Genomic DNA, 26,212 nt, shown 5'->3' with positions numbered 1-26,212 from the left:
CCCAGTCCCCGGTCCACCGCACACCCGGACAACACCCTGCGGCATCGGTTGCCGGAAATTCGGCCGCACGGCAGGCTGGTTTCCCAGGGGGCCGCACCGCGTCACCGCTGGTGGCCCTCATCTCAGTTCACCTGGGACTCACCCAGCACGACCGAAGGAACACAGCATGGCCAGCGGCACGGTGAAGTGGTTCAACGCGGAGAAGGGCTACGGATTCATCGAACAGGACGGCGGACCCGACGTCTTCGCCCACTACTCGGCGATCTCCGGTACGGGCTTCCGAGAACTGCTTGAGGGAGAACGGGTCACCTTCGACGTGACCCAGGGTCAGAAGGGCCCGCAGGCGGAGAACATCATCCGGCCCTGACCCGGCGCACCGGTCGACGGCGCCCGTGACGTGCGGTCCGCGCACCCCTGGCGGGATGCGCGGACCGACGTGGGTCAGCACGGACCGCAGAGGCAGTACCGACCCATGTACGAACGACACATGAGTCACACGTGACAGTCACTTCTTGACCTGTCTCGACAGGTACGATCTTCACACTTCCGAATGCGCGCAAACGGCGCGCTCGTGCAAGGAGTCGTCCTGTGAGTTCAGTATCCGCGGCGGTCCCTCAGCCGGGGCGTACCAAGGCCTTTCTGCGGCTGGTGATGATCGAACACTCCGTGTTCGCGCTGCCCTTCGCCTACATCGCCACCCTGACGGCGATGTACGAGCGCGACGGCAGCGTCGACTGGGTGAAGCTTCTGCTGGTCACCGTCTGCATGGTGGGTCTGCGCACCTTCGCCATGGCCGCGAACCGGATCATCGACCGTGAGATCGATGCCCGCAACCCCCGCACGGCCCACCGTGAGCTGGTCACCGGCGCCATGTCGGTGCGACACGCGTGGACGGGCGCGCTGGTCGCCGTCGTCGTCTTCCTCGGCGCCGCGGCCCTGCTGAACCCGCTGTGCCTGGCCCTCGCGCCCGTCGCCGTCGTCCCGATGGTGGTCTATCCGTACGCCAAGCGGTTCACCGACTTCCCACAGGCCTTCCTGGGCCTGGCCCAGTCCATGGGCCCGGTCGGTGCCTGGCTCGCGGTCACCGGCTCCTGGTCCTGGAAGGCCGTGATCCTCGGCCTCGCCGTCGGTATCTGGATCGGCGGCTTCGACCTCATCTACGCGTGCCAGGACGTCGACACCGACCGGCGCATCGGCGTCAAGTCCGTCCCGGCCCGCTTCGGCATCCCGGCCGCGATCTGGGGCGCGCGGGTGTGCCACACCATCACGACGGCCCTGTTCGTCTGGTTCGCCGTGGCCACCCACGCCGGCGCCTTCTTCTGGCTGGGCCTGCTGATCGTCGCCGGCGCGTTCGGCTACGAGCACTCCATCGTCCGCCCGCACGACCTCTCCCGCCTCAACCGCGCCTTCTTCCAGGTCAACGGCTTCATCGGGATCGCGCTTTTCGTGTGCGCGCTGCTGGACCTGCTGGTGCGGGGGCTGTCCCTGCGCTGAGGGATGACGGCGCGAGGCGGGGCGGAAGACGGGAGGATCACTCCCCGTCTTCCGCCCCGTCTCCTTCTTCCGCCCCTTCCCCGTCCTCCGCCCGGTCTCCGCCGAGCAGCGTCATGTGATCGGCGACGTACGCCACGGCCCCCGCGGGGTTCAGGTACAGCTCGTGCCCGAAGGGAATCTCCGGGAGCAGGTCCTCCACCTGCACCCGACGGTGCCGCAGCGCGCCCACGCGGTCGAGCTGAGCCTGTGAGGTGAACACCGGGACGACCGGTGTGCCGTCGGGCGCCGACGCGGTCACCGGCGCGTCCTGGGCATCGACCAGTACGGCGACCTCGGCCGTCAGCAGCAGCCGGTCGATGTCCTCCTCGGGGCCGTACCCCGTCGCGGCGAGCTGGATGACGGCGTCGAGGGCGTCGGTGGGGTCGTCCCAGCCGAGCGCCAGCGGCGACGGGCGGTAGTCGGGATTCTCCGACCACTCCACCACCGCCCCCTCGCCGTCCGTCCGCCACTGCCCCACGATGGCCCACGCGGGCGGATCGCCCGTGCCCTGCCAGACGGGATCGACGACTCCCAGCCAGTGGTCCGGCGCCAGCCGCGCCGCCTCCCTGATGTCCTCGGGCACGTCGGGCAGTTCCTCCGTACCCACCTCCCCGGTGGCGTCCGCACCGGTCACTTGGACGGCACGCAGCCGGGACACCCAGCGGGCGGTCGTGTCCGCGTCGTCCGCGGCGCCGGCCCCTTCCTCGGGCCGCTCCACAACTCGTTCCAGGCCGTCGAACTCCTCGGTCACGGTCGCGGGCTCTTCCATCGCCTTGGTCTCTCCTCCGATAGGCGTGCGGCCGCGCTCCCACGCGTCACAGAGCCGGGGCGCCGCGTCCGCTCCGACTGGTCGCCAGCCGAAAATAACCCGCTCCGTCGCCGCCGGAACCGGTCAGGGGCCTCCCCTCCCCGCGTCCGAGGACATTCGGGCAGCGGAGGCAGCCCTTCCGTACCACCCCGGTCGCACAGGCACTGCCGAGGCGGCTCCGGTCGTGTCAACGATGCCCGGTGTCCTCGGTACGCCAGGGAAGCAACACACTGGTATGCGCTTCGGAATCGGTCGGGATCACGTGCAGGCCGTCGTCGGCCGCACGCAGTTCGTACGACACGAGGCCGTCGCCTTGCCGCGCGACCAGTTCGACGAAAGCACTGTCGCGTTCGGCCGGCTGCCACAGGCGCTCGATGCGTCCCGTGGCGCGGCGCAGCACATGGCCACTCGGCAGGTGGGCGTAGTCATCGCCCGAGCCCACCCAGCCGTGTGGAGTCAGGACCTCACCCTGGGGCGTCCTGATCTGCCCCGCCCGGCTGACCTCGTACAGGTGCGGCTGTGCCCCGTCGGACGCTGCCGGACGCACCAGCCTGTATCCGTGGGGTGCCGCTGCCCGCCCTGCCCGTACCGGTGGCGGGCCGCCGGCCGTGTCCGGTCCCGGAGCGTCACCGCCCGGACGCGCCTCGGTGAGGGCAGCGGTGGGCTCCGGGGTCGTCCGTGGGCGGGCCAAGAGGTATTCCGTGCCGCGCCGGTAGAGAACGGCGGTGCGGCCGGGGACGGCGTCCGGGGCGGTGTGGGTGCGGGCGGTGCCGTCCTCGGCGACCACGGTGAGGGCGGCGCGGTAGGAGGCCGCGGCCAGTTCCACCGCGGCGTGCTCGTTGCCGGTGTCCCAGCGCCGGGCCGTGTGCAACTGGGTCCGGACCAGGGCGCGTTCCTGACCCGTCGTCAGGGTGACGTGGCCGGGTAGCAGATCGCCCGTGTCCTGGAAGCGGCGGGCCGTGGCACGGTCCAGCACGACCCCGGCGCGGGTCAGCTCGTCCCGGGTGAAGGGGACGTCGCGGTCGAGGTGCGCGGACTCGGGCAGCGAGCGGGCCCGCACCACCGCGACCGGTTCGCGTGCGCGGTCGAGGGCGGCGTTGCGCGGCGCCGCGGACGTGGCATCGCCGGGCTCGCGGTGGAAGGCGGCGGCCAGAGCGTCCCAGAAGCCGTTGCCCACGCGGTCGCCGGCGGGTTCGCGCAGGACGTGCACAGTCCCGTCGGGAGCGGTGAGCGTACGGCCGCCGGTGACGCGGTAGCGGTCCGCGTCCGTGCCCGACGTGACACCGGCCCAGGGAGCGGAGGTGTGCGCCGGGCGCGGCCGGCCGACGGTGCCGGACGGCACGGCGGACGTCGGCCGGGGCGGGGAGGCCGGTTGCCCGGAGGGCCCCGCCCCGGCTGAGGACGGCCCAGCGGAAGGCGACGGTACGACGGACGAGCGCCCTGCCGGGGGTTCCTTTCCCACGGGCGGCGGGGCGGTGGCGGGGTCGGCTGGTGACGGCCGCGCCGCCCCTGCCGATACCGGGGCCGCGTCGGGAACCGCCGACTGGAAATGGCGGTCCGCGAGGTAGAGCACGACGTGCGGTGTCCTCTCCCGCGGCCCGGTGGCGTCCTCCGCCGTGGCCCCCTCGGGGACGGGCGGCGCGAAGTCCTGGAAACGTCCGTCCTCGCGAACCACGGTCACCCGCACACCGAGGGCGCGGGCGGCTAGCGCGGGCAACAGGTCGGCGGCACCGTGATCCCAGGTACCCGGGTCCCCGGCGTCCGGGTCGCGCCGGAGCTGGAGCACGGCCAGGCGGACGCGTTCGGAGGCGAACGGTTCGTGGTGCAGCGGCAGATGGCCGGTGTCCTCGAACTCCCGGCGCTCCGGGGAACCGTCGGGGAACCCGATCCCGGCGTCGCGCAGTTCGGCGGGGCTGAAGGTGTCCTGGGTGTCCGGGGCGGCGAAGGCGAGCAGGTCGGGGTCGTCGGTGCCCCCCAGACGAGCGGCCAGCCACTCGCGCAGCCGCTCGGCAGTGAACGGCTGGTTCGCCGCCCGCGCGTCGCCGTCCTGGCGGCCCGGGGCGAGATGGCGCAGCCCGTCGGCAAGGGCGTGGTGGAAGGAGCCGCCGTCGCGAGGCACGTCACGGAGGGTGTAGACCGTGCCGTCGGGAGCGTTGAGCGTGCCCTTGCCGACGGTGTACCCGGCGGGCCGTGCCGGGCGCGTCGCGGCAGGTCCCGTGAAGTCGACGGCCGACGGTTCGGGGACACGGGCACGCTCCTCGTCGGACAGGCGGTACCAATGGGTGAGCCGGTCGGTGGCGGCGCGGACCCGGTGGAACTCCGCCGCGGCCCGGTCGGCCGCTTCCCGGCGGCTCGTGAAGCCGGTCCACTTCTCCTTCAGCTCCCGGCGAACCTCGTGGAGGCGCACGGTCGCCTCGCGCAGCCGCTGCCACGCGGCCGGCTCGCCGGCACCGCCCCGCGCGTCGGTCAGCTCGCTCCTGGCGGCCGTACGGTCGCGGTGTGCCCGTGCGTGGGCCGCGTGGCTGTCCGGCATCGTCCGACGCAGCTCCCAGTACGCTTTGTCGGCGTCCACCCAGGCGGTGCCGGCCTTGGTGACCTTGGACCATGCCTCGGCCACCTGCGCGGGAAAGGTGTCGTCGGTGACCAGCCCCAGCTCACGGGCGACGTCCTCCCGCACCCAGGCGATGACCTGTGTTTCCGCCGAGACCGCCTGGGGTCCGGGACGGCTCGGCCCGAACGGTCCGAGGTGCTCGTGCATCCAGTCGCCGACCGGGCTGTCCTTGAAGCCCCGCTCCACGTCGGCGACGCCGACCCAGCTGGTGGGAATGGCGAAGAGGAAGGCGCGGGTGGTCTTCGGTTTCAGCGTGGTCTGGGTGGCCGCGGCGCCCCCGTACCGAACGGCGTCCGCGTCGGCCGCGGTGGACTCCGACACCGACGCGGACGGGGCCGCCGTACCGGCGCCACCCGTGTCGAGGGACGGACCGCCGCCAGGGACCGGTTCGTGCGCTCCGGAGCGGACGACCGAGACGTCGCCGGCGCTGGTGAGGCGCTCGGCGCCGCTCATGGTGGCGCTCGGCAGGACCGCCAGCAGCCGGGCGCCGGACAGGTCGGGGCGGGACCGGTACGACAGCTCGGCCCGGGAACCGCGGGTGAAGAAGGTGTCGTCCGTCAGTCCGTGGACGCGCAGCCCCTCGGCGGTCGTGCTGTCGTCGAAGAACGCCGCGAGCGCCGCGTTGGAGGTGCCGTCGTGCAGCGCGAGCGCGGGCGCGGTGCCCGGACGCGTCAGCGAGGTCCGGCGGGCCTTCTCCAGTGCTTCGTCGAGGCCGGGGCCGGACAGCTCGGCCCGTCCGGCGCGTGGACCGGCCGTCGCGCCGTAGGCCCGTGCGAGGGCGATCTCCCCGGCTGCCCGAACCGCGTCCAGGCCCACGATGCGGCGCACGTCGAAGCCGATCCGCGGCACGCGGAAGGGCGTCGCGGTCCCGCCGGGACCGGGTGCCGCACGCCAGTTCTCGATCTGCGCGCGCAGGGCCTCGCGCTGTTCCCACGGGCTGCCGCTGTTCGACCCCCAGACGGTGACGGCGCGCCGCGGGGCGCCGGCCTCCAAAGCGGCGGGCGGGTCGTCACCGGTCCGCGGCTCGCCGGGAACCGTGAGGCTGAGCGGGACCAGCTCGCGCAGCGTGCCGACCGGCCCCTCCGCCTGTACGGTCCTGCCGCCGCCCAGCTCAAGCGTCATCCGCAGCCGGTAGTCGGTGAGGTACTCCGCGTGGGGCTCGTCCGTCTCGACCACGCGCGCGCTCAGCCGGGTCCTCGTCCGGGACTGCGTGACCTGCTGGGTACTGGTGCCCGACTCCCCGTAGGCGGGGCCGGCCGAGCGTGCCACCCTGTCGGTGGTGCGCACGCCTTCAGCGATGTTGACGCCCACCGTCCTGGAGCGGCCTTCGGCGACGGCCGCCTCGTCGGTCTCGGTGGCCTGGCGTCCGTCCTTGAAGGTGACGCCGTGTCCGAGGCCGTCGAACCGCGGGGCGTCTGCTATGAGTTCGACCCGGAGATGGGCGATGCGGGAGCCGAGCCACACGGGCCGCCGGCCGAGGGCGCCGACCCGGAGACCGGTCGAGCTCCCGGTGGAGGTGAGCTGCTCCCGCAGCGCACGCAGGGCGCGCGGTGTGACCATCGCCCGGAGGCGGTCCCGGCCGGCGGAGTCGAGTCCCAGCCCACGCAGTCGCCGGTCGAGGTCGTGCAGGACGCCGGTGGCGTCCAGGCCGTTGACCGGATATGAACCGAACGGATGTTCCCGCAGCCAGGAAGGCTGTTCCCACGCCCGCGTCAGGTACCGGGGGACCTCGCCCATCCGGTCGTCGAGCAGTCCCATGCGGTGCGCGGCCTTCTCGGGCACATGGCCCAGCCAGTCGGAGGAGAAGGTCAGCCGCCGGCCGGACCAGCGGGCGAGGCGGGCCGTCAGGAGCGAGTGCGGCACCGACAGCACCCCGTCGCCCCGGACCGTACCGATCAGTTCGTGCCGCGTGTCCGCGACCACCAGGACCTTGTGGCTGTCGTCGCCGATGGCGATCTCGTTGGTCACGACCCGGCTCGCGGCGAGAGTGCGCGCGTGCTGCCGGCTCCAGCGCCCGAGCGCTCCGTACGTGCCCGCGACCGTCGGCCCGACCGGATGCGCATGGCCGTAGGAGCCGCTGACGGTGATGCTGAAGGCGTGGCTGGTGGTGACCGCTCCGGACGCCTGCAAGTCGCTGCCGAGGACGTGTTCGCTCTCCATCCTGACCGGTGCCGAGACCACCCGGGGGTTGAGCACCTGGACGCGGTGCAGCAACGCGCCCAGCCGGTCCATGTAGGGGCCCTTGCCGAAGAGACCCGTGATCCTCGTCCCCCCCGGGGCCGACGACAGGTCGGACTGGCCCGACAGGTACGGCGCCTCGAAGGGCCGCACCAGGGCCTCGTGGGCGAGCGCGCCCGGTTCGGCGAAGTGCCAGGACCCGCCCGACGCCTCCCGCATCAGCTCCTCGGCGGCCGAGATCAGCTCCCTGTGGGCGGCGACGCTCACGGTGGTGTGCGGCAGGTCGCCGAAGGGGCTCCGCGCCCGCCCGGCCGCGCCGGCGTCGCCGGTTCCGAGCGCGATCTCCTTCGCCCGCGCCGGGGCGAGCACCCGCACCCGGGGTGCCGTCCGCCTGACCGCGTCCAGTGCGAGGCCGGGGGCCGGCGTGTGCTCGCCGGGAACGGCCAGCAGCACCCGCCCGGTCACGGACGCGCGCGTGCCGCCACCGACGAGAGCGAGGGTATCCGCCCGCCGTATGAAGGCCTGGGTGCCCAACAGGCCGAGGGAGGCGATCCGCCACAGATGACGGGGCCGCCAGAAGCCTCCGGTGGAGACGGCCAGCTCCAGCCGGTAACTGAACAGGTGGGACTGGGAGGTTCCGGCGCTGCCGGATTCCGTGGACACCGTGGCGCCGAACCCGGTCCGCCGGCCCGTCTGCGCCGCCCACCGTGGCCCGAGCTGGAGCGCACCGGTGTTCTCCGGAGCACCCACCCGGTTCTTGTGGGCGTCGAGCACCGTGGCCGACACGTCCACGCCCACGTCGTACCCGCGCACCACGTTCCGCTGCCCGTCGAGGCGTTCGGTGCCGGGGAGGCTGGAGCGCACCAGCAGGTCGTTCTGCGTGCCCTCGTACCGTCGGTCCGTCAGCCGGCCGTCGATCCACAGCCAGCGCCGGGCCCGGCCGAAGGTGCCCGGCACCACCAGGCCGACGCGCACACCGGTCGTGATCAGTGACTCCAGGCCGGCCGCCAGGGAGTGGTGCGACAGCGTGTCCACCACGCTCAGCGTGTTCTGCAACGCCATCCGGTAGTGCTCGGCGTCCTTCCACCGCGCGTCCGACGGGTCGCCGAAGTCGGCCAGCGGGGCGAGCATGCCCGGGTACGCACGGGCCGCGTGGTGCAGCACCTGGTCCAGGAGGTCGTCCAGCAGGGTCCGGGCGGGCTCCCCCGCCCCCTGGTCGCGCAGCGGACTGCCGTCCTCGTGGAGGAACGCCTCCAGGCGGCTCGGCCCGAGCGTCACCGGATCGTCGGTGGGCAGGTACACCGGTGCGACGGGCTCGTCGTCGTGCCGGCGGCGCAGCGTCGTCCCGTCGTCCCAGCCCGCGTGGCGCCGTGCCTCGGTCCGCGTCATCCGGTCCAGCGACCAGGTGGTGAAGGCCGTCGCCTCCGTGTCCCCCGCCCGGCGGACGTAGACCGTCTTGTGCACCCTGTACAGGTAGGTGGGGACCTTCTTCGCCTGACCGGCGCTCTTGCGGGATCCCGTGCCGCCCGACACCGTGCCGTGCGTGGTCGTACGGGCGTACCGAGCGGACAGACCCGCCATGACCCGCAGCCCGGCGTGGCCCGCGAAGAACCGGCCGAACGACATGGTCGGGCCCACCGTGGCGTTGAGCTCCTGGGTGTACGCCTTGCTCAGTGTGCGTTCGTTGCGGACCGCGCGCTGGACGGTTCCGCGCAGTTCGGCCGCGGTGGTTCCGGTGAGGAGTTCGGCCCCGCCCGGTACCACGCGTTCCACGACGAACGCGCCCAGCGGCGTCCGTCCCCGGTCGTCGGACGCCAACTGCCGTGTGGTCACCGGGCCGTGCGCCAGGCGGTCGGCAATCCGGTGGAAGTTGGCGCTGCTGAAGAACCCCGCGATCTCGTCGTAGGCGCTGCTCCCCGGCTGGGCGCCCGCCCGGCGCAGCGCCCAGTCGCGGATCTCGCGCACCGGCCCGTAGCCCTCGGTGTGGACCAGGCGGTAGTCGGTGTGCGGTCCCAGCGTCATCGAGCGCGGTACCCGGTCGGCGTCCGCCACGGATCCCGGGTCGGCCGAGGGCGTCTCGCCGTCCGAAAGGCGCACCGCGAGGCCGTTTCGCACGCCGAACGAGAAGTGCCCCTCACCGCTGGAGTACGCGTCCGCCGGCCGCGACGTCCGTTCGGCTGGACGGGGGCCGGCGAGGTGCACCTCGTACTGGACGTCGTCCAGGTGCACGTGGGAGCCGTCGCCGTGGCGGGTCTCGGCCTGGGTCTGCGTCTGGTCCTGGAGGGCGAAGTCGAAGGTGCGGTTGAAGCCCAGAGCGCCACCGACCCGTCCGTAGCCGGCCAGTGAGAGCCCGGACGGCGGGCCGATGGTGAAGCCCGGAGCGATCCTCAGCGACGTCGCCACGGACTTCGCCGTCCCGGTGGTGGTCTGGCCGCGCTGCACGCCCTCGTACTTGAACGGGGCCCCGTAGCCGTCGGCGAACCGCTCCCAGTTCCCGTGCGGCCGGGTCACCACGCGCAGCACTCTGGGCTGTCCGCGGTCCTGGAACGGGGACGACTCGTAGCCCTCGCCGTGGAACACCCACGGGGTCTCGCGCAGGGCGCGCTCCAGGTCCGCCATGACGCCGGCCGCGCCGGGGGCCGGGGAGTCGGCGAGGCCGGTGCGCGCGCCGATCTCCCGCATCACCTGGTCGATTCCGCGCAGGGTCACCAGACCGGGACCGTAACTGGCCGGCCGGCCCTCGGCCCCGTCCCCGGTCAGATAGGACGGCAGCCGGCTGCCGTCGGTGAACCGGACCGCCCGGCCGCTCTCGGCGGGGGGCAGCATCGAGCGGTCCAGGCGTGGGGGACGGTGGGCCTCCAGTTCGGCGTCCGTACGGGGCGGGAACGCGGCGGGCTGGGTGGGACGCGACGCGGACCCGCCGCCCGGGGCACGGGAGGGTTCCGGCATGGCCGGGGCGGGACGGCTCCTGACGGCGTCACCGGCCGACGGTGGGTCTTCCACGGCACCGGAGCCGGCGGCGTGCGGATCGCCGTGCGGGGTTGCGTCCACCGCGCGCTGGACTCCGACCGCCTGCGGGGCCGTGTCCGCGTACCCGCCGTCCCGGCGCGGCACGCCGGGCGGTGCGGAGGGGTTCGTGACGTCGGACGGGGCCTTCGCGGGAAGCGTGTCGTGCTCCCGGCCGGATGTCCGCTCACCGTCGGGAAGCGTGTCCGTCACGACGTGACGGGACGAGTCCGGGCCGTCCCCGTCAAGCGGGGGGCCGTCCGCCGTCGCGGTGTCCGCGTGCGGTGACGCGTCAGGCATCCTCGCGCCCTGCGGCACGAAGCCCGGGGCCGGCCCACGGCTCCCCGCGCCGGGCCAGTTGCGTACGGCACCACCGCCGGGGGCTGCCATGGCCGTCCCGGCCCCCGTGCTCCGGCCGCTCCGGCTGGGCTGCCGGGTCCGGGACGAGGCTCTGTCGGCGTGGCCACCGGCCCCACCGGGGCCCGGACGGGAAACGGAAGGCCGAAGCCCCGACCCGCCCGGCACCGGCCCCGGGCCGGCCACGGGAAGCACCGGACCGCCGGCGGGAGGAACGGTACGAGCGTCGTGGGGGCGGAAGACGTTCCACCGGCCCGGCGTTCCGTCGGATGCGGGCCCGAGCACCATCTCCACGCTGACGGGGGCGGTGGGCGCGTAGACCAGCCGGCCGGTCCCGTTGGCCACTTGCTGCGCCACTCCCCTCTCCGAGGTATCGCTCCCCGTCTCACAGGCCATGAGGACGACGGGCGCGTCCTTCGACCTCGTGAAGCTGGTTCTCCTGCGGAGGAAGCGGGCAAGCGTGGCTCCGTCCACGAAAGCGTCCGTCCTTCCCTTGACAGGAAGGACGATCGCCTGGCTTGTTCCATGACTCACGAAGAAGTACGGCGAGGCTCCAGAGGAATGTTTTCTCCAGGGCAGGGTCTGCGGCGTCTGCGCGTAAGTGACCAGCGCTCCATCCTCTTGCCGACGGGCATGCCAATACGATTCCGCGGCGGACATACCGAGGAGCCCGTGCTCCCGCGGGAAGATGTCCGCTTCCCGGTGCGCGATGCGTCCGACGGACCTTCCCGTCTGATCGACCAAGGCATAGTGTTCGACTTCGTCGAAGAAGAACCGCTCGTGACGGATGTCCCTGCCGTGACGTCGAGAATCTGCGGTATCGAGATCCCCGCGTTCACTGCGCACCCACCAACCATGGAGTGTGGAGGACGCCTGCGAGCCGACACGCGTGATGTACGTGCGTCCATTGACGCTCAGCAGCGTCAGAGTGGATACGAAGCTCCACACCGGACGGCTGGTCTCTCGCGCGATCAGACGCGGCAGCAGCAGGTCTCCGACACCGCCGTGCGACAGCACCAGCACAATGGGCCCGTTGCTGTTCCGTACCACCGGCAATCTGCCGAGCTGGTCGGCGAACTCCTCCGCCGTCATGGTCCTTTCGCCACGACTGGTCGCCACGGTCGGCTGTGCCGCGGACCCGTCAACGGCGACGAAGAACGGCTCTCCGGCGTGCGTCCTCCACTGGGCGTCCACGGGTCTGCCGCCGGAGACATCGGTGTATACGACCTCGTGACGGGTGTCCAGAGCGGTAAGAGGCTCCCTCTCCCTTTGACTTCTCGGCCTGAGATCGATCCCGACCATCTTGATGTCCGCGTCCAAGATGGCCGCCGGACTCCAGTACTCGGGCTGGACACCGGGCAGATGGTCCCGGACGGAAGTCATGTCGAATGCCTGGCCGGACCCCTGTCCCCGTGCCCGTTCCACGCTCATCCCGCGACGCGTGCCGGTTCCGTCCCGCCGAGGGCCGGAGGGGTCGTCGCCTCGGCCGGGGAACGAGAGACCGGGTATTCCCGGTGTCTCGGGCCCGTGCGTCGCGGAGCGTCCGTCCGCGGAAGGCCTGCCGGATACGGAAGGCCGGGCGGATACGGAAGGTCGCCGCTCGCCGCCGGCGCGCGAGCCGGACGGACCGGCGTCGGCATACGGATTGATCTCCCTGGGCGGCCGCACACGGGACTGGGGACGCCGAGAGCCGTCCTGGTCCCGGCCGAACGCTCTGCTCAAGGAACGGGCTACGGCACGACTCGCCGCCCGGAAAGTCCTGGCGAAGGAGTTCCCGGGCTGCCCCTCGGCACCCCCGGCACGGGACTCGGCGCGTCCCGCGTCCCCACCGGGCCGCGCCGTCCTGTGCCTCGTCCGTCCACGCTCGTCCTCAGGCCGTGCTCCCGGCGCCCGGCCACTGCCTCCCAGCACACCGGGTCCGGCGGTGACCGGCGGTGAGACCTCCCGGCGGCGGTGGAGCTGGGACAGCAGTTCGCCCGCGAGGTCCTCCGCACGCGACGTGTCCCGGCCGGACGGTTGAGCGGTGTCCGCGAGCAGTTCCGCGGCCACGAGGTGAGCGATGTCGTGGTAGTGCTCGGCGTAGGTGTCCGAGCCGTCGCGGATGAGCTTCGGGGCCGGATAGGGCTGTGGCCCGTACGGCGTCGTCCGGTACGGCTTCTGCATGATCGCGGCCACATCGGCCCACAGCTGCCCCTGTTCGTCCAGGTCCAGGGCTCCGATCGACCGGCGCGCCGCGGTGAGCCGCGTCGACCAGTCCCGCTCGCCCAGGACCGGACCACCCAGGAGCGGACCGTCCGCGCCGTCGGCCCGGCCGGGCGACGGCACGGCCTCCTGCGCCTGCCAGGCCGCCTCCGGCCGGTGCGGAAGGAACGTGTGCCACGCACCGCCGGGGAGAAGGGCCCCCGAGACGAACACCGGGGTGTCGGCCGCATGGACCGCCCGGCCCGTGGCGTCGGCGACCTTCTGCGCGACGACCACGCCCGGCTCACCCGCGCCCCTCGTATCGCCCGTGGAGCAGGACAGCAGGACGATGGGGTGGCCGGCGTCCAGGCCGGCCAGGCTCGGGCGGCGCCGTAGGTACCGGCCCAGCGCGGCACCCGGAAAGCGGTGGTTCCCGTCGTGGGACACCATCTCCACGTCCGTCGGCCAGCCGTGGGACATCCAGAAGTAGGGGCGGCGGCCCGCCCCGACGTCGCCGGCCCACGGGAACGGTTGTCCGCCGGCTCCCTCCGTGTCCCGCCACGACGCCCGGTCCACGGTGCCCTCGACGCGTGCGAGGAAGTCCGCCGGCAGGGAAAGCCTGCCGATGGGACGGTGGTCGAAGCCCACCAGGGTGTGGGTGACCAGCTCCGTGGTGGCGGTGGCCTCACCGTCCGTGCGCGACAGCGCGTCCGGCCCGGCCGCCGTCGACCGCGCGGGGGCCGCGTCGGCGGGACGGCTGAGCACCCACCAGCCCCGGGGCACCGACGCGTCCGACGGGAACCGGGTGATGACGCCCGTCAGCCGGGACCCGACGGCGTCGGGCACGATCTCCAGCGGACCGGTCGCGGACCAGACCTCACGGCCGGTCCTCCCGGCCAGCAGCCGGGGCAGGTCGAGTCCGCCCGCCCCGCCGTGAGGCATGGCCAGCACGATGGCCCGGTCACGAGGCGCGCTCCCCAGGACGGGGTCTTCCGCCAGGAGGCCGGCGAACCGTTCCGGCGACAACTCGACCGTCCTGCCACCGGCGTCCTGCACGGCGATGCGCTCGGGCGTTCCCCAGGCCAGCACGAAGAAGGGTTCGGGACCGGAGCCGGTCCACGGTGCCGCCTGCCGTTCGTCCAGCTCGTACAGCGGGGAGTCATCCCGGTCCGCCGGCCGGACCGCCGCCGCCACGGCGGCCGTGTCGAGGCCGGCCGGCGTCACGACGGACCGTTCCCGCGCGGGCCTGTAGTCGCGCCCGACGATCCGCGTGCCGTCCGCCGAACTCAGGTCCGTGACCAGTGTCCGAGGGCCGCCGGACGCCGGACCGGTGCTGTCGAACGGCCGTTCCTGGACGGGTGCCGTGCCGACCTCGAACCGCAGACCGTGCCTCTCGGCGAACTCCTCCAGGCGGCCGGCGAACTCCTCGGCCCGCTGCCACGACGGCGCGTCCGCGTGGGTCAGGACGACCTTGCGCACGTCCGGCCACCTCAGGTCCCCCAGCACCCGCGCCCCGAAGTGGGCATTGCCCACCGGCTTGTGCGCCGAGAGCCGGCGCAGCAGTTCCCGGTCGGACGCGAAGCGGTCCGTCTCGGCGAGCGCCAGCCGCACCGCGTCGACAGGTCCGTGGGCGATCAGGGCGTACCTCGACGACGGGGTGGCACGGCGGCCGGGGTCGTCGGGGTAGGGGCTCAGTGTGTGCAGCGTGCGCTCGCGCACGGTCCACGCCCAGTGGAAGACGAGTCCGATCCCGTCGTCGGCCCCGTGCGGCTGCCAACGCGCGGAGACGAGCGCCGCCGCGGTCCCGGCGACGCCCCCGCTCTCCTGGCGGGGCGTGCCCGTGCTGGACGCCAGCAGCTCGTGCAGTGGCGTCTCCGCTCCCCGGCTCAGCAGAGTGTCCAGCAGCGCCGCGCCGGCTCCCGCGTCGCGCAGGGACACCTTGCTGACCAGCGCCATGCCCGTGTCCAGGTGTTCGTGGACCAGGTCCACGAGGCCGGCGACGCCGTCGTCTCCGACGGGGTAGAGGTCACGGACGTCCCGCATCGCGCGCAGCAGCCGTTCGCGCGCGGCCAGCCGGTCGGCGTCCCGCAAACGCCACGCGTGACGTTCGGCCGCGACGAGATGGGTGGCCTGGACGTCGTCGACCCGCTGCCACACCCGCCGTTGGGCGAGTGCCGAGTACAGGGCCCGGTCCTCCTGCGCCCGGTGTCTGAGAGCAGCCGACTGCGGTGTACCGGGCGTGCCGGATCGGGTCGCCCGGGTCCACGCCGCATCCAGGTCGTCCGCCTCCCGCCGGAGCGCGACGGCCTCAAGGTGACCGGCCTCTCCCGCGACGAGTATCCGGGCTATGCGCATGTCCGCCGCGCTGAGCACGGTCCTGCCCGGCAACGGCCCGAGGTCCGGTCGCCGTTCGATCTCCTCCCGGATACGCTCCGCCTCGCGGCGCAGCACGGCCGCCTCGTCCCGGGCTTCCCGGGTGTCGCCGCCCGGACGGCGTCCGGCCATCTGCTCCTCCAGCCGGGCGATCCGCAGCTGCCGGGCCCTGAGACCCTCCGCCAACTGCGGCCGGGGGCCGCGCAGGAACTCGGTGAGGTCGCTGCGGTCCACGCTCTGCCGCAGCGCCCGGACCGCTTCGGTGATCCGCCGCACCTGCTCGGACCGGCCCGCGTCGTCCGAGCCGGGTGCGCGCGCGATGTCCCGCAGGCGGTGCCGCAGCACTTCGACGCCCCGCCGCAGCTCCCTGTCGTCAGCGAACGGGTCCTCGCCCTGAACGCCTCGGTTCCGCCGGCGGGACGGCACCGGGTCCGGCCGCGAAGCCCCGGTGGCCGACCGGCCACCGGGCACACCGTGCGCCGGCGTCCCCCCTAGCCTCTCGGCGAACTCGTCGATGCCGCTGCGGCGGTCCGGGCCGCCGACGGGCGACTGCCGCAACGGCTCGTGCTCGGTCGGGTCCGCATCCACCGTGTCGATGCGCGGGGGCAGGCCACCGGTCACGCGGACATGTGCAGACGGTACAGGCTCGTCGACAGGACGTGCGGGACGTGTTCGGCTGGACCGGGAGGCGCCTGTCCCACCAGCCGCCGGATCGAACCGCGCCCAGCGGCCTTCCCGCCCGTCGGGGTCACTCCCTACGGTGAACGACACGCTCGAAACACCTGTGGGAGCGTACACCACTCGACGCGTTGCGTTCGCGAGGGTTTGCGCCACCCCTTCCGGCGAAGGGTCACTGCCGGTCCGACAGGACATGAGGACGATAGGTACGTCCTTCCTCTGGTTGAAGCTCGGTCGCCTCTTGAGGAATCTGGCGAGTTCGGACCCGGTGGCGCGTCGTTTCGTTCCGTCAGGGAGAGGGAGCCTTATCTGAGAACTGTTTCCATGAGCAGAGAAGAAATACGGGGTCACGTTCGCGTGATCGATCCGCCACGGAAGTTCTCGGGCCGTGCCGTCGATCGGTATCAAGTGACGCCCCTCACGGACACCTTGGCTGTATGTGTCAGCGGTGGCGATATGTGCCAGACGTGTTTCTCTGTTGGCTACGTCATCGGGTGTATGCGCGATCCGGCCGATAGGCCGGCCCTGCGCGTTCACCAGTGTGTGGTGCTCGATGACACCGAGGGCGCCGGAGCTCGTGGCGGCGGCCACCGCTGAATCCGGGCCGATGTCCTCAGGTCTGCTGGAGATCCACCAGCCCGCCGGTCTGGAACCGTCCGCCGGATAGTTACGGGAGATGTAGGTCAGGTTTCGATTCGGATCGGTTACCAGTTGCAGGGCCGAGGTGAAACTCCACACCGTTCGATCCGTGTGGTACGCGATCTCACGAGGAAGTTGCAGGCCGCCGGCGCCACCGCGTGACAGCACGAGGACAATGGGCGCTCCCTGGGCGGGGGACAGCTCCGCCGGCAATGCCTTGAGGAACCGGGCGAACTCCTCGGCAGACATCTTCCTTTCGCCGGTTTCCGCGGCGACCCTGAGTTCACTCGGGGAACCGTCGACGAAAACGAAGAACGGATTCTCGGACGAAACCCATGGCGGGGTTTCAAAAGCCCTGCTCTGACCCTGACCATAGAGAATCTGCTGCTGGGTCTGCACCTGCTTCACCGGGTCTGTCAGGCGCCTGGCCGCCGGCCTCACGTCAATGCCGCCCGTCTTGCCGCCCGGTGTCATGACGGCGGTTGGCTGCCAGACATCCGGCTGAGGATTCCGCTGCGACGGAAGCGCTGGCACAGGGTGAGGCGCTTCACTGTGCCGGGTCTCGTCCTTCCGGGGTCGCGCCTTGGCCTTCTCCTTCGCTCGCACCGCCTCGACAGCGCGCCGCGCCGCCTCGGCCTCACGAGCCCTTTCTCCAGCCTCCCGCCGGACCGCTACGGCTTCCCGCCGTGCGGCCTCCGCGTCATCAGCGCTTGCCCTGGCCTCCTGAAGCCGCTGCTGCGCCTCTCGCCGAGCACGCGCTGCGGTTATCCTCTCCTCATCCCGCTTCCGGGCGTCGCGCCGCTCCCGTTCGGTCTGTACCTGCCGGAGTGCCGCCTCGGCTTCGCGATGGCGTACTTCGGTCCGCCGCGCCTGCTCCACGGCCTGCTGGGCCCTGTTCTCGGCACGCCTGAGAGCACTCGTCGCCTTGGCCGCCTCGTCGCCGCGCAACTCGACCTCATGCCATGCCGCGGCCTCCTGCCGAGCATGCCCCCCTTCACCCCGCCGACGCGCTGCCCCGACCGTGCGAAGCCGCGCCTCAGCCTCATGCAAGGCACGGGCCGCATCCGCCTCCCGATGAGCCCGCGCGTCGACCTCCTGCTGAGCGCGCGCCATCTCATCGCTCCGAAGCGCCGCCTCAGCCTGCCGCGTCCTCGCCTCAGCCTCCTCGTAAGCCCGCGCCTGAGCCTCTCGCTGCGTACGCGCCGCCTCACCCCGTTGGTGCGATGTCTCGGCCTCCCGAGCGCGCGCCTGGGCCTCGTCAGCCCGCGCCTCAGCCACCCGACGCGCCGCTTCGGCCTCCCGAGCGCGCGCCTCGGCCTCGTCAGCCCGCGCCTCAGCCACCCGACGCGCCGCTTCGGCCTCCCGAGCGCGCGCCTCGGCCTCGTCAGCCCGCGCCTCAGCCACCCGACGCGCCGCTTCGGCCTCCCGAGCGCGCGCCTCGGCCTCATGGCGCGTGGGGTCGGCATTCCCGGCCCGCGCCTCGACCATCCCCCCAGCCCGCGAGGGCACCGGAGCAGTCCCACGCTCCGCTGAAGCCGAGCCGATCGTCCCGGCGTTGACGGGCGCGGACGCTTCTCGGGCGGACGCGGCGCCGACCTGCCCGGAAGTCCTGGTAGCAGGAGGGATGTCCCCGAATGGCTCGGGGAGCACGGAACCTGATCGCCCCTGGCCCCTGGCATGCCAGTAGCCGGGAGATTCGGCCGGGGTGGTCGGAGCGGCTGCCCTGACACCGGACGCGGACCGCCTGTCACGATCCCGCACGAAGAAGTTGAGCATGGAGCCGAACGCCCTGCCGACGGAACTCGAACGGCGCCCGCCGACTGCGGAACTCGCCGCACGAGGAGCACCGGCCCCGCCCCGGCCGGTCGGCGCGGTCCCCCGTGTCGGTTGTCGCCCGCGTTCTCCCTCGCGCGCCGACACAGATGCCGCCCGGGAGGGCCCAGCACCAGTGCCACCTTGCCGGGGCGATGTGCCCGACGCGGCAGCCGAGCTCCTGCCCGGCTCGCGGGACCTGCCCCGTTCCTCCCCTGCACCGACTGCCCGGGGCTCCGTGGAAAGGCCGTGCCGCGGCGCGGAAGAAGCAGTGGCGTCGCGGTCACCTGATCCCGGCGCCGCACCGCTGCGCAGATCGAGCCTGTTGTTGATACGGCGCAGACGGTTCCCCCGGGAGCCTTCACCGCCCGTGGGCGGGCCGGGCGAGTCCGCCGGTCCGCTCCCGGACGGCGCCGACGGCCGGCCGGACAACGTCCGGTCCAGTTCCCGGCGCTCCTGCTGCCCGGCGGGTACACGGCTGCCGCCGAGCAGGAGCGGACGGGCCGAGGGAACCAACGGCGTGTTGAGAAGACGGGAAAGCTGCGGCAGCAGATTCCGCGCCAGGCGCCGGGCCGGGTGATCCGCGCCGACCGGGCGAGCCGTGTCGTCGAGCAGTGCGAGAGCCACGACGTGGGCGACGGCGTCGAACCAGCCGGCGTAGTCGTCACCGCTGTCGCGGATGAGTTCGGGCGCCGGGTAGTGCTCCCGCATCACCGCGGCCGTCTCCCGCCACAGCGACCGCCGGTCGGACGGGCTGAGGAGACCGACCGCCGTGCGCGCTTCACCGAGCCGGACGACCCATTCGTCACCTCCGAGCACCAGACCGTCCCCGGCGAGGACGCGCCCGGACGCCGGCGGCGGGGCGGTCTCCGTGTCCAGGGCGAAGCGGAAGGCGGTGTCGCCGGGCCGCTCGCCCACGGGAACCGCGTAGAGGCGCTGCCCGGACACGCGTAGTTCGTACGGACGCGACGCGGTGCCCGGATCAGGCAGCGGGCGGGCCGGGTCCGCCGGGCCGGGTGCCGTGTCCGGTGCGGGGGTTTGCCCGTCCGGCGCCCCTGGCCCCTCGCGCGGCCCATCGTCCGCCCCGCCGGCATGCCGGCTGCCCCGACCCTGGCCGCCGACGGGGGCTGTGGCGACGCCGGCCGCAGGGGGCTGGGAAGACGCCGTCGTCCCGGTGTCGGCGCGCGGGAGCAGGAAGAGCCTGCGGCCCTCCTCCGTGAGGTGGAGACCGGCCGGGTCACCGATGACGAGTCCGGCCCTGGACAGGTGTCTGTATGCCGTGCTGAATTGGGTCCTGCCCAGGCCGACCGCCACATTGGTCTGCGCCGAGACCTTGGCATCGAGGAGGGGCCGGAAGCCGTCCGAGTTGCCGAGGGCACGGATCACCTTCCTCATCTGCTCGGTGACATCCCGCACGGTGTTCAGGGCGTCCTCGGCCCGCCGCGGCAGTTCGTTCAGGTTCGGCCCGCCCGCCCCGGACCCCGCCGCGGGTGCCCCAGTGCCCTGGTTCTCATCCGGCTTCCACTGAGGCCGCGCGGGGTCGGGCTTCGGCCGTGACCTCAGCTCGCGGAGGCGTGCCTCGATGTCCTTGAGCAGCCGCGCACGCTGGTCGAGCAGCGCGTTCGCCAGTTCCTTGCGTTCACCGACGGCGGTCGCCTGGAACTCCGCGGTCAGCTTGACCGACTGCTCGGCGTGCGGCAGCGCCTTGTTGAGGTTGTAGCGGAGCGCCTTGTTGTTGCCGCTCTTGACAGCGTTGTCCGCCTGGCGCACCCGGTCCGACGCCTCGTCGAACGCCTTGCCGGCGGCCCGTGCGGTCGGGTCGACCGTTCCGTCGGCCAGGTAGCGTCCGTCGCCGTCCGCGTCGTGGACCGTGATCGGCCGCGGCCACTCGGTCTCGACGCGGCTTCCGTAGGGGTTGATGGGCAGCCCGGAACCGAATTTGGCCTCGGGCCGGTAGAGCTTGGAGACGACCGCGCCCAGTTCCTCCGGTTGGGCGGCGTCGGCCAGGAGCCGGAAGACGTCCTCCTGGAAGGCACCGCCGATGAGGTGGACTTCGCGCACCACCGACAGGGCGAGTGCCTCCCGCACATGCTCGCCGTGGAAGACCTCCTGTTCGAAGGAGACCTGCCGAGTGCTCTTGTCGGGATACGTGTACGTCCAGCGACTCCGCCTGCCCATCTCGGTGAACCCGTCGTCGTACGTCGCGCTGCGGACGACGTCGCCGCCCATCTTCAGCTGACTCATCGTGTCCCGGTCCAGCGGGTGCAGCTGATCATGGAGCGAGACCCAACCTCCCTGCTCTTCGAGGACCTTGGCGTCGAAGACGAGCGTGGTCGGCCCGTACCGTGTCGCCATCGGCCTGTCGCCGACCTCCATGCGGAAGAAGACGAAGTCGTCGTTGCCCAGGTTGGTGGTGTTCTTCGCCGAACTCTTGCCAGAGGCCAGGAACCTGAGGCCCCGGCGGGACAGGTCGCCCTGGGAGGACATCACACCGCTGTTGGCGATGGCGTGGTAGGCGGGGGTCGCGTGCTTGATGCGGTACGGCAGTTCCTCCAGCGCCTTCCACAGTTCCCCGAACCGCGCGCGTTCGGCCTCCGGCATCTCCGTGAGGAGGGCGCCGACCTCCTCCCGCAGGGCCTCGATGTTCCTCTCGGACAGCGTGCGCACGAACGTGACCTGGTCGGACTTCGACATGGTGGCCAGATCGGGGAACAGCTGCCGCATGCGCTCGTCCTCCCCGGGCAGCACGGTCCGCCACTGCTCGCCGGTGGGCACCTCCGCGAAGGCCTTGTCGGTGCGGTAGCGCCGGATCAGGCCGGAGAGCCCGCGGACGTCGTGGACGGAGGTCTGGGTGCCCCTGAATCGCTTCAGTACCAGGCCGACGCCCTGCGCCGTCTCCTGGAGTGCCGCGTCGGCCAGCCTGGCCAGGTGCCGGGCGACGGCGACGACCGGAGCGTGCTGGTTGCGCAGCGTGTAGGTGCCGCCTAGCTCGGCCGCGTCCTTGATGTGGCCCTGGAGGGCCGCGTCAAGCTCCGTGGCGGCCTTGTCGAGCCGCTCGGCCAGGCCCTTGAGTTCGGTCGGTGACACCGAGCCCGCGGCCACCGAGTCCTCAAGCTCCTTGGCGAGCCGTTGCACGGCGTGCGACTGGTCCCGTATCTCCTCGCCGGTCCGGATGAACTGGTCCGGGCGGGCGGAGCCGTCGGCCGTGGCGCGGGCCCGCTTGTCGAGTTCCAGCGCGTGGTTCTGCAGGATCCGGGCCCGGTCGATGTCGCCCGCGCCCGCGACCTGGTCGACGAGCAGGTTGAGTTCCCTCTGGGAAAGCAGGCTGTTGCCGCGCTCGTGCTCCAGGGCCCGGTCCAGCTCGCGGGTGACCTCGTTCAGCTTCGCGTCCGCCCTGGTCCGGTCGTCCTTCGCTTGCGCGATCCTGTCGGCGTCCTTGCCCACCTGAGTCTGTTGCAGCTCCGCCTGCTGCACCTCCTGGAATGCCACGGTGCGGTCGGCCAGGATCTCGTTCAGCCGCCTGGGGCGCGTCGGGGAGCCGGCCGCGTCCGTCTCCCCGTGGGCGGCCGGAACGGCGCCCCGCGCCGAGTCGGCCCGCCGTACCCCGGCGAGGAGGGACAACTGCCGCCCCAGCTCCCGGGCGTCCCGTGTGAGGGGGTGATCCGGACCCGGGTCGGGCAGGTGCGTCGCCTCGGCGCCCGCCGACTGCCGCATCCGATGGGCCAGGACGTGGACGGCGTCCTCGTGGGCGTCGGCGTACTCCGGGCCCGCGTCCGCGAAACGCGGCCGGGAGTGGTACCTGGCCAGGAGCTTCCGCGCCCCCTTCCAGAACACGGCCTCCTGCTGCTCGCCCAGGGCATGCGTCGCCATACGGGCCCGCACCACCTGGGCCGGCCAGGCGGGGGTTCCGATGGCGGCCAGGGCCTCCCCGGGCCGCGGGACCGCGGGACCGTTCTCCGGAACGACGGTGCCACCCGGCGCCGTACCGGTCTCGGTGCGGTCCCCTTCGAGCCCCTGCCCCGCGGAGTCCCTGCCGGGGCCGCCGTCACCGCCCGGCTCTGGTGCCGGCCGGGTCCCGAACACCTCCTCCGTGCCGGGGGCTTCCCGGAACTGGTCGCGCAGCAGGTTCGCGAGCGATCCGGCCGCCGTGTCTCCGTGCTCGCGAAGTTCGTCGGCGACGAGATGCACCATCGTGTCCAGCATCTCGTGGTGGTGGTCGGCCGGCTGCGGGTACGACCGCGGATCGAGGGCCGGGAAGACGGTGACGTCCGAGACGATCCCCCGAGCACGGCCGAGGAGGAACGCGCTGTCGCGCTGGTCCCCGGCCAGCAGCCGCTGCTTCGCCTCGGCCGTCTCCTGCCGCCAGTACCCACTCTGCCAGGGAGGTTCCGCACGCGGCGTGGACGTCAGACGGGTCCAGGCTCGCTGATGCTCCTGGACACGGAGGTCGTGCGCCGGGTCGGCCGGACCGGTCTCCTCGCGCTGCCCGTCGCGCGCGGCATCCTCCGGCGCCCTGGCCGCCTTGAGCGCATCGCCCCACGGACCGGCCGGAGCCTTGCCCTCGCGACGCTCCCGCGCGTCCGCCTCGGGCAGGGGACCGCCGTCCGGGCCCTCGTCCGCCGTACGGAGCCGTGCGGCGTCGTCGGGGGCCCGGCGGGCCGCGGTGAGGCCCCCCGGACCGGTGACCTCCGGCGTACGGTCGGAGTCCGCTTCCGGGGTCCGCGCGGCCCACGGTTCCTGGGCCTCGGTGGCTTCCGGCGCCTCCCTCGGCTCCAGGCCGGGCAGGGGGCCGGCGGAGCCGTCGGCGCTCTGGCGCGGCGCGGACGGGAGTGCGCCGTCGGGGCTGCCGCCGGGCAGCCCGGTCTGCCGGGCGGGATCGAACTCGATGCCGAACTCGGCGGTGAGCCGGCGGCCGAGGGTTTCGGCGTGGCGTCGCAGCGGATGGCCGTCGGGCAGCCGACCCGGCTCCGGTGCCGTGATCCCCAGTTCCAGCGCACGGTGGGCGAGGACGAGGGCGGCTTCCTCGTGCCGGGCCGCGTAGGCGTCGCCCGGTTCACGGATGACGGACGGCCGGGGGGCGTACCGGGCCAGAAGGTCACCCACCGTGCGCCACAGCGGGGCCGTACCCATGTGCGGCGCTGTCGTCTCGCGGGCACGCCGGACGGCCTCGCCCCAGTCGGCGTCGGTCAGATCGGTACGGGCAGGGCCGGTGGGCGGTACCGTGTCGGCCGGCCCGCCTCCGGTGGCCGGCCGGGGCCGGGTCTCGGGGTGCGGGCCCACCGGTCCGTCGGCCGCCGCGCCGACGGCGGCGGTTGTTCCCGGACCTTGTGTTCCGGCCGCGGGCGTGACAGTGGTGTCGAAGCCCGGCAGCGCGGCCGGACCGGTTTCGGTGCCGATGCCGGGGTTCGTGTGGCGGCCAGGCCCGGCCGTGGTGTCGGCAGCGGCGTTCCGGCCGGCCGGCGTGGCGGTGCGCGGGCCGGTTTCGGTGACAGGCCGGGACGTGGCTGCCCGGGAGTCCGTCAGCGGGCTGCCGACGGGACCGGTCGCCGTACCGGGGGCGGTGTCGGCCGTCTCCGTGGCGGGGCGTGTGCCCGCGTGGGTGGCAAGAGCCCTGCCCAGTTCCTGGTCCATCGCGGTGCGCCGCTCGTTCCAGGCGGCGAGCCGGTCGTCCAGCGGGCCGGGACCGCCGGGACCGTCCTCGGGGCGGACGAATGTGGCGTCGAAGAGTTCCCGGGCGGCCTTGGCATGGTGGTCGATGATCCTCGCGGCCGCCGACGCGGGCAGACCCGCCGCACCGGCCAGAGCACGCGCGCGGTCCCTCGCCGCGTCCTGAGCGTGATCCCGGGCCACCGACAGAGCCAGATGGCGCTCGGCACCCTGCGCCGGCAGCGCCTGCCGGACGACGTCCGCCGCCGACATCTGCTCGGGGCTGCCACCGCCGACCGCGATGCGTGTCAGGTGCCGCAGCAGGGCGTCGGCCGTCGAGCCGGGGGACGCCTCCAGCGCCTGCGCGGTCCACTGGTCGATGCGCCGGCCCACTTCCAGGCTCAGGCCGAGCACCGCGCCCTGCCGGACATCGGGCGGAATCGCGGCGGCTTCCGTCGCGGCGGTGTCCGTCAGGCCGAAGGCACGCGAGAACTCCGCGCCCAGACCCGGCACGGCCTGCTGCCAGGTGCCCCGCGCCACGGCCCCCTCCACCTCGCCCAGCGCGTGGTTGACCGTCAGCTCCTTCGCCGACTGCGCCACCACGTGCACCGGGAGCCGCGCCACCTGCCCGCGCACCTCCGCCTGCCAGGTCCGCAGCGCGTCACCGGACGCCTGGCCGTCGCCGCCGAACGGGCTCGGCTCACCGAACACGGCGCGGTGCGCCGTGACCAGTTGCTCACCGAACGCCCCACGCAGCACCGCGTGTCCGAACGGCGACAGCTGCCCGGTCGCCGTGCCGTCCGCTCCGTTGCCGTCGGTGCTCTCACCGGGCGCGACCGGCGCCGGCACCGCCTGGTCGAAGGCGCGCAGTGCGCTCTGGATCCGCCGGTCGCGCTCCGCGGCGGCGGTGAGCATCGCGTCGAAGCCGGTGCGCTCGTGTTCCCCTCCCAGCCCCACCAGCTCCAGCACCCGATCGGCGGTCGCGCCCAGGTCCCGGCCGTGCGCCGACTGGACGTAGTCGCCGGTGCGCAGCCGTTCCTCGACCGACTGCGCGACGTACCGGTGCACCCGCACGGCCGCGCCGTCGTCGAGCCCGGCTGCCGCGGGTGACTGCTGCCAGGCGGTGAAGGCGGCGTCCAGCCGCTGCTGTGCCTGGTGGTTCGCCAGCTCCTCGACCGCCCACCGGCGCAGCTGCGCCGCGCTCGGCACCCCCTCGCCGACGGCTCCGTCCGCGCCCTGCGCCCGCCCGCCGTCGCCGGCACCGGCGTACGCGGCGACAGCACGGGAAGCGATCCGGTCGACGACCGGGTCCGGCAGGCCTCCCTGGCTCTTCACCCAGCCCTCGAACGCCGATGTCAGCCGCTGGGGCACGCCCGCCTGCTCCGCCGCGTTCCGCCAGTCCCCACCGGAGCCGCCCGTACCGGAGCCCTCCCACACCGACCGCGTCCCGGCGCCGTCGCGCGCGCCGTCCGGCAGTTTCAGCCCGTGAAACGAGTCCCACTCCCCGGAGGGCACCAGGGAGGGATCCACATGCCAGCCCAGCCCGCCGGTGAGATCCCCCAGGCTCCCCCCACCACGACCGTGCCGGCCGCCGCTGGGAAGACTTCCGAAGAAACCGCCGGCGATCCCGTAACCCACGTCCGTGGTGTCACCGGACTGAACGATCTGAAAGCCCGTCACCACCGCACCCGAGGCGCCACCGGTCAGCACGTCCCGCAGCACGCCGCCCGACAGCTTGGGCAGGTACATCCGCGTGAACTCGTCGAAGATTCCGGCCAGGCCGCCACCCACACCGCCCCAGCCGGCCTGCTCCAGTACGTCCCGCCAGCTGATCCGGTCCCGGAAGCCCTGCCACATCTGGACGAGCTGCACGCCGAGCTCCATGAGCCCGCCGACGACCGCCCCCGACACCACCGACTTGAACAGCTGCCAGGCGATCTGCCGCACCACCGCGGCCACACCCCGCGCCACCGTGACCGCGACCTCCGGCAGACCGAAGGCCAACAGCTCCACGACGGTGTAGATCAGCCACACCAGCTGCACCATGATCATGTACTTCGCGTACTGCACCTGGACAGCGGTCTCACGGAACGACGCACTCAGTTCCCGCGCCGCTTTCACCCCGTGCGGAAGCACCTGCTTCATCTTCCGCACGTGCGCGGTGAACTCCTCGGCCGTCGGCCCCTCAAGCGCGCCCGAGACCAGCGTCGCCGAGGGACCGACGGTGTGCAGGAGCGACTCGAAATGGTCCCCCCAGGCGTCCATCTTCGCCGCCTGCTCGTGCACCACCTCGTGGTTGACGTTCGGCCAGAACGTCCCCGTCAGAACGGCCAGCAGCTGTTGCAGCCACGCCGGCAGCCGCAGGTTGTCGAAGACGCCCACCTCAGCGC

At 73.0% G+C, this 26,212-nt stretch carries 4 protein-coding genes; 2 read left to right on the top strand and 2 right to left on the bottom strand.

From position 1 onward, the window contains the following. Nucleotides 1-166 precede the first annotated feature (166 nt). Both IE294_RS33085 and mqnP read left to right on the top strand, forming a co-directional pair. A complete protein-coding gene (locus tag IE294_RS33085; protein WP_058084740.1) occupies nt 167-367 on the top strand; it encodes a cold-shock protein in 201 nt (66 codons plus the stop codon). A 221-nt stretch (nt 368-588) separates the two neighbouring features. Then, complete coding sequence (gene mqnP / locus IE294_RS33080; RefSeq protein WP_189892256.1) at nt 589-1,494, top strand: menaquinone biosynthesis prenyltransferase MqnP; 906 nt, start codon at nt 589-591, stop codon at nt 1,492-1,494. A gap of 37 nt (nt 1,495-1,531) precedes the next feature. On the opposite strand, the gene IE294_RS33075 is transcribed toward mqnP, so the two are convergent. Together IE294_RS33075 and IE294_RS33070 are read right to left on the bottom strand one after the other, a co-directional pair. Next, nucleotides 1,532-2,302, bottom strand: a complete 771-nt coding sequence (locus IE294_RS33075; protein WP_189892254.1) for a type VII secretion system-associated protein — start codon at nt 2,300-2,302, stop codon at nt 1,532-1,534. Between the two features lie 226 nt (nt 2,303-2,528). Next, the gene (locus IE294_RS33070) at nt 2,529-26,204 is read right to left on the bottom strand and encodes a DUF8616 domain-containing protein (protein WP_189892253.1); all 23,676 of its coding nucleotides are present in this window, start codon (nt 26,202-26,204) and stop codon (nt 2,529-2,531) included. Nucleotides 26,205-26,212: the final 8 nt, after the last annotated feature.

This window comes from Streptomyces canarius, assembly GCF_014650735.1.
Taxonomy (GTDB): Bacteria; Actinomycetota; Actinomycetes; order Streptomycetales; family Streptomycetaceae; genus Streptomyces; species Streptomyces olivaceoviridis.
This window is presented reverse-complemented; position numbering and strand designations above follow the sequence as displayed.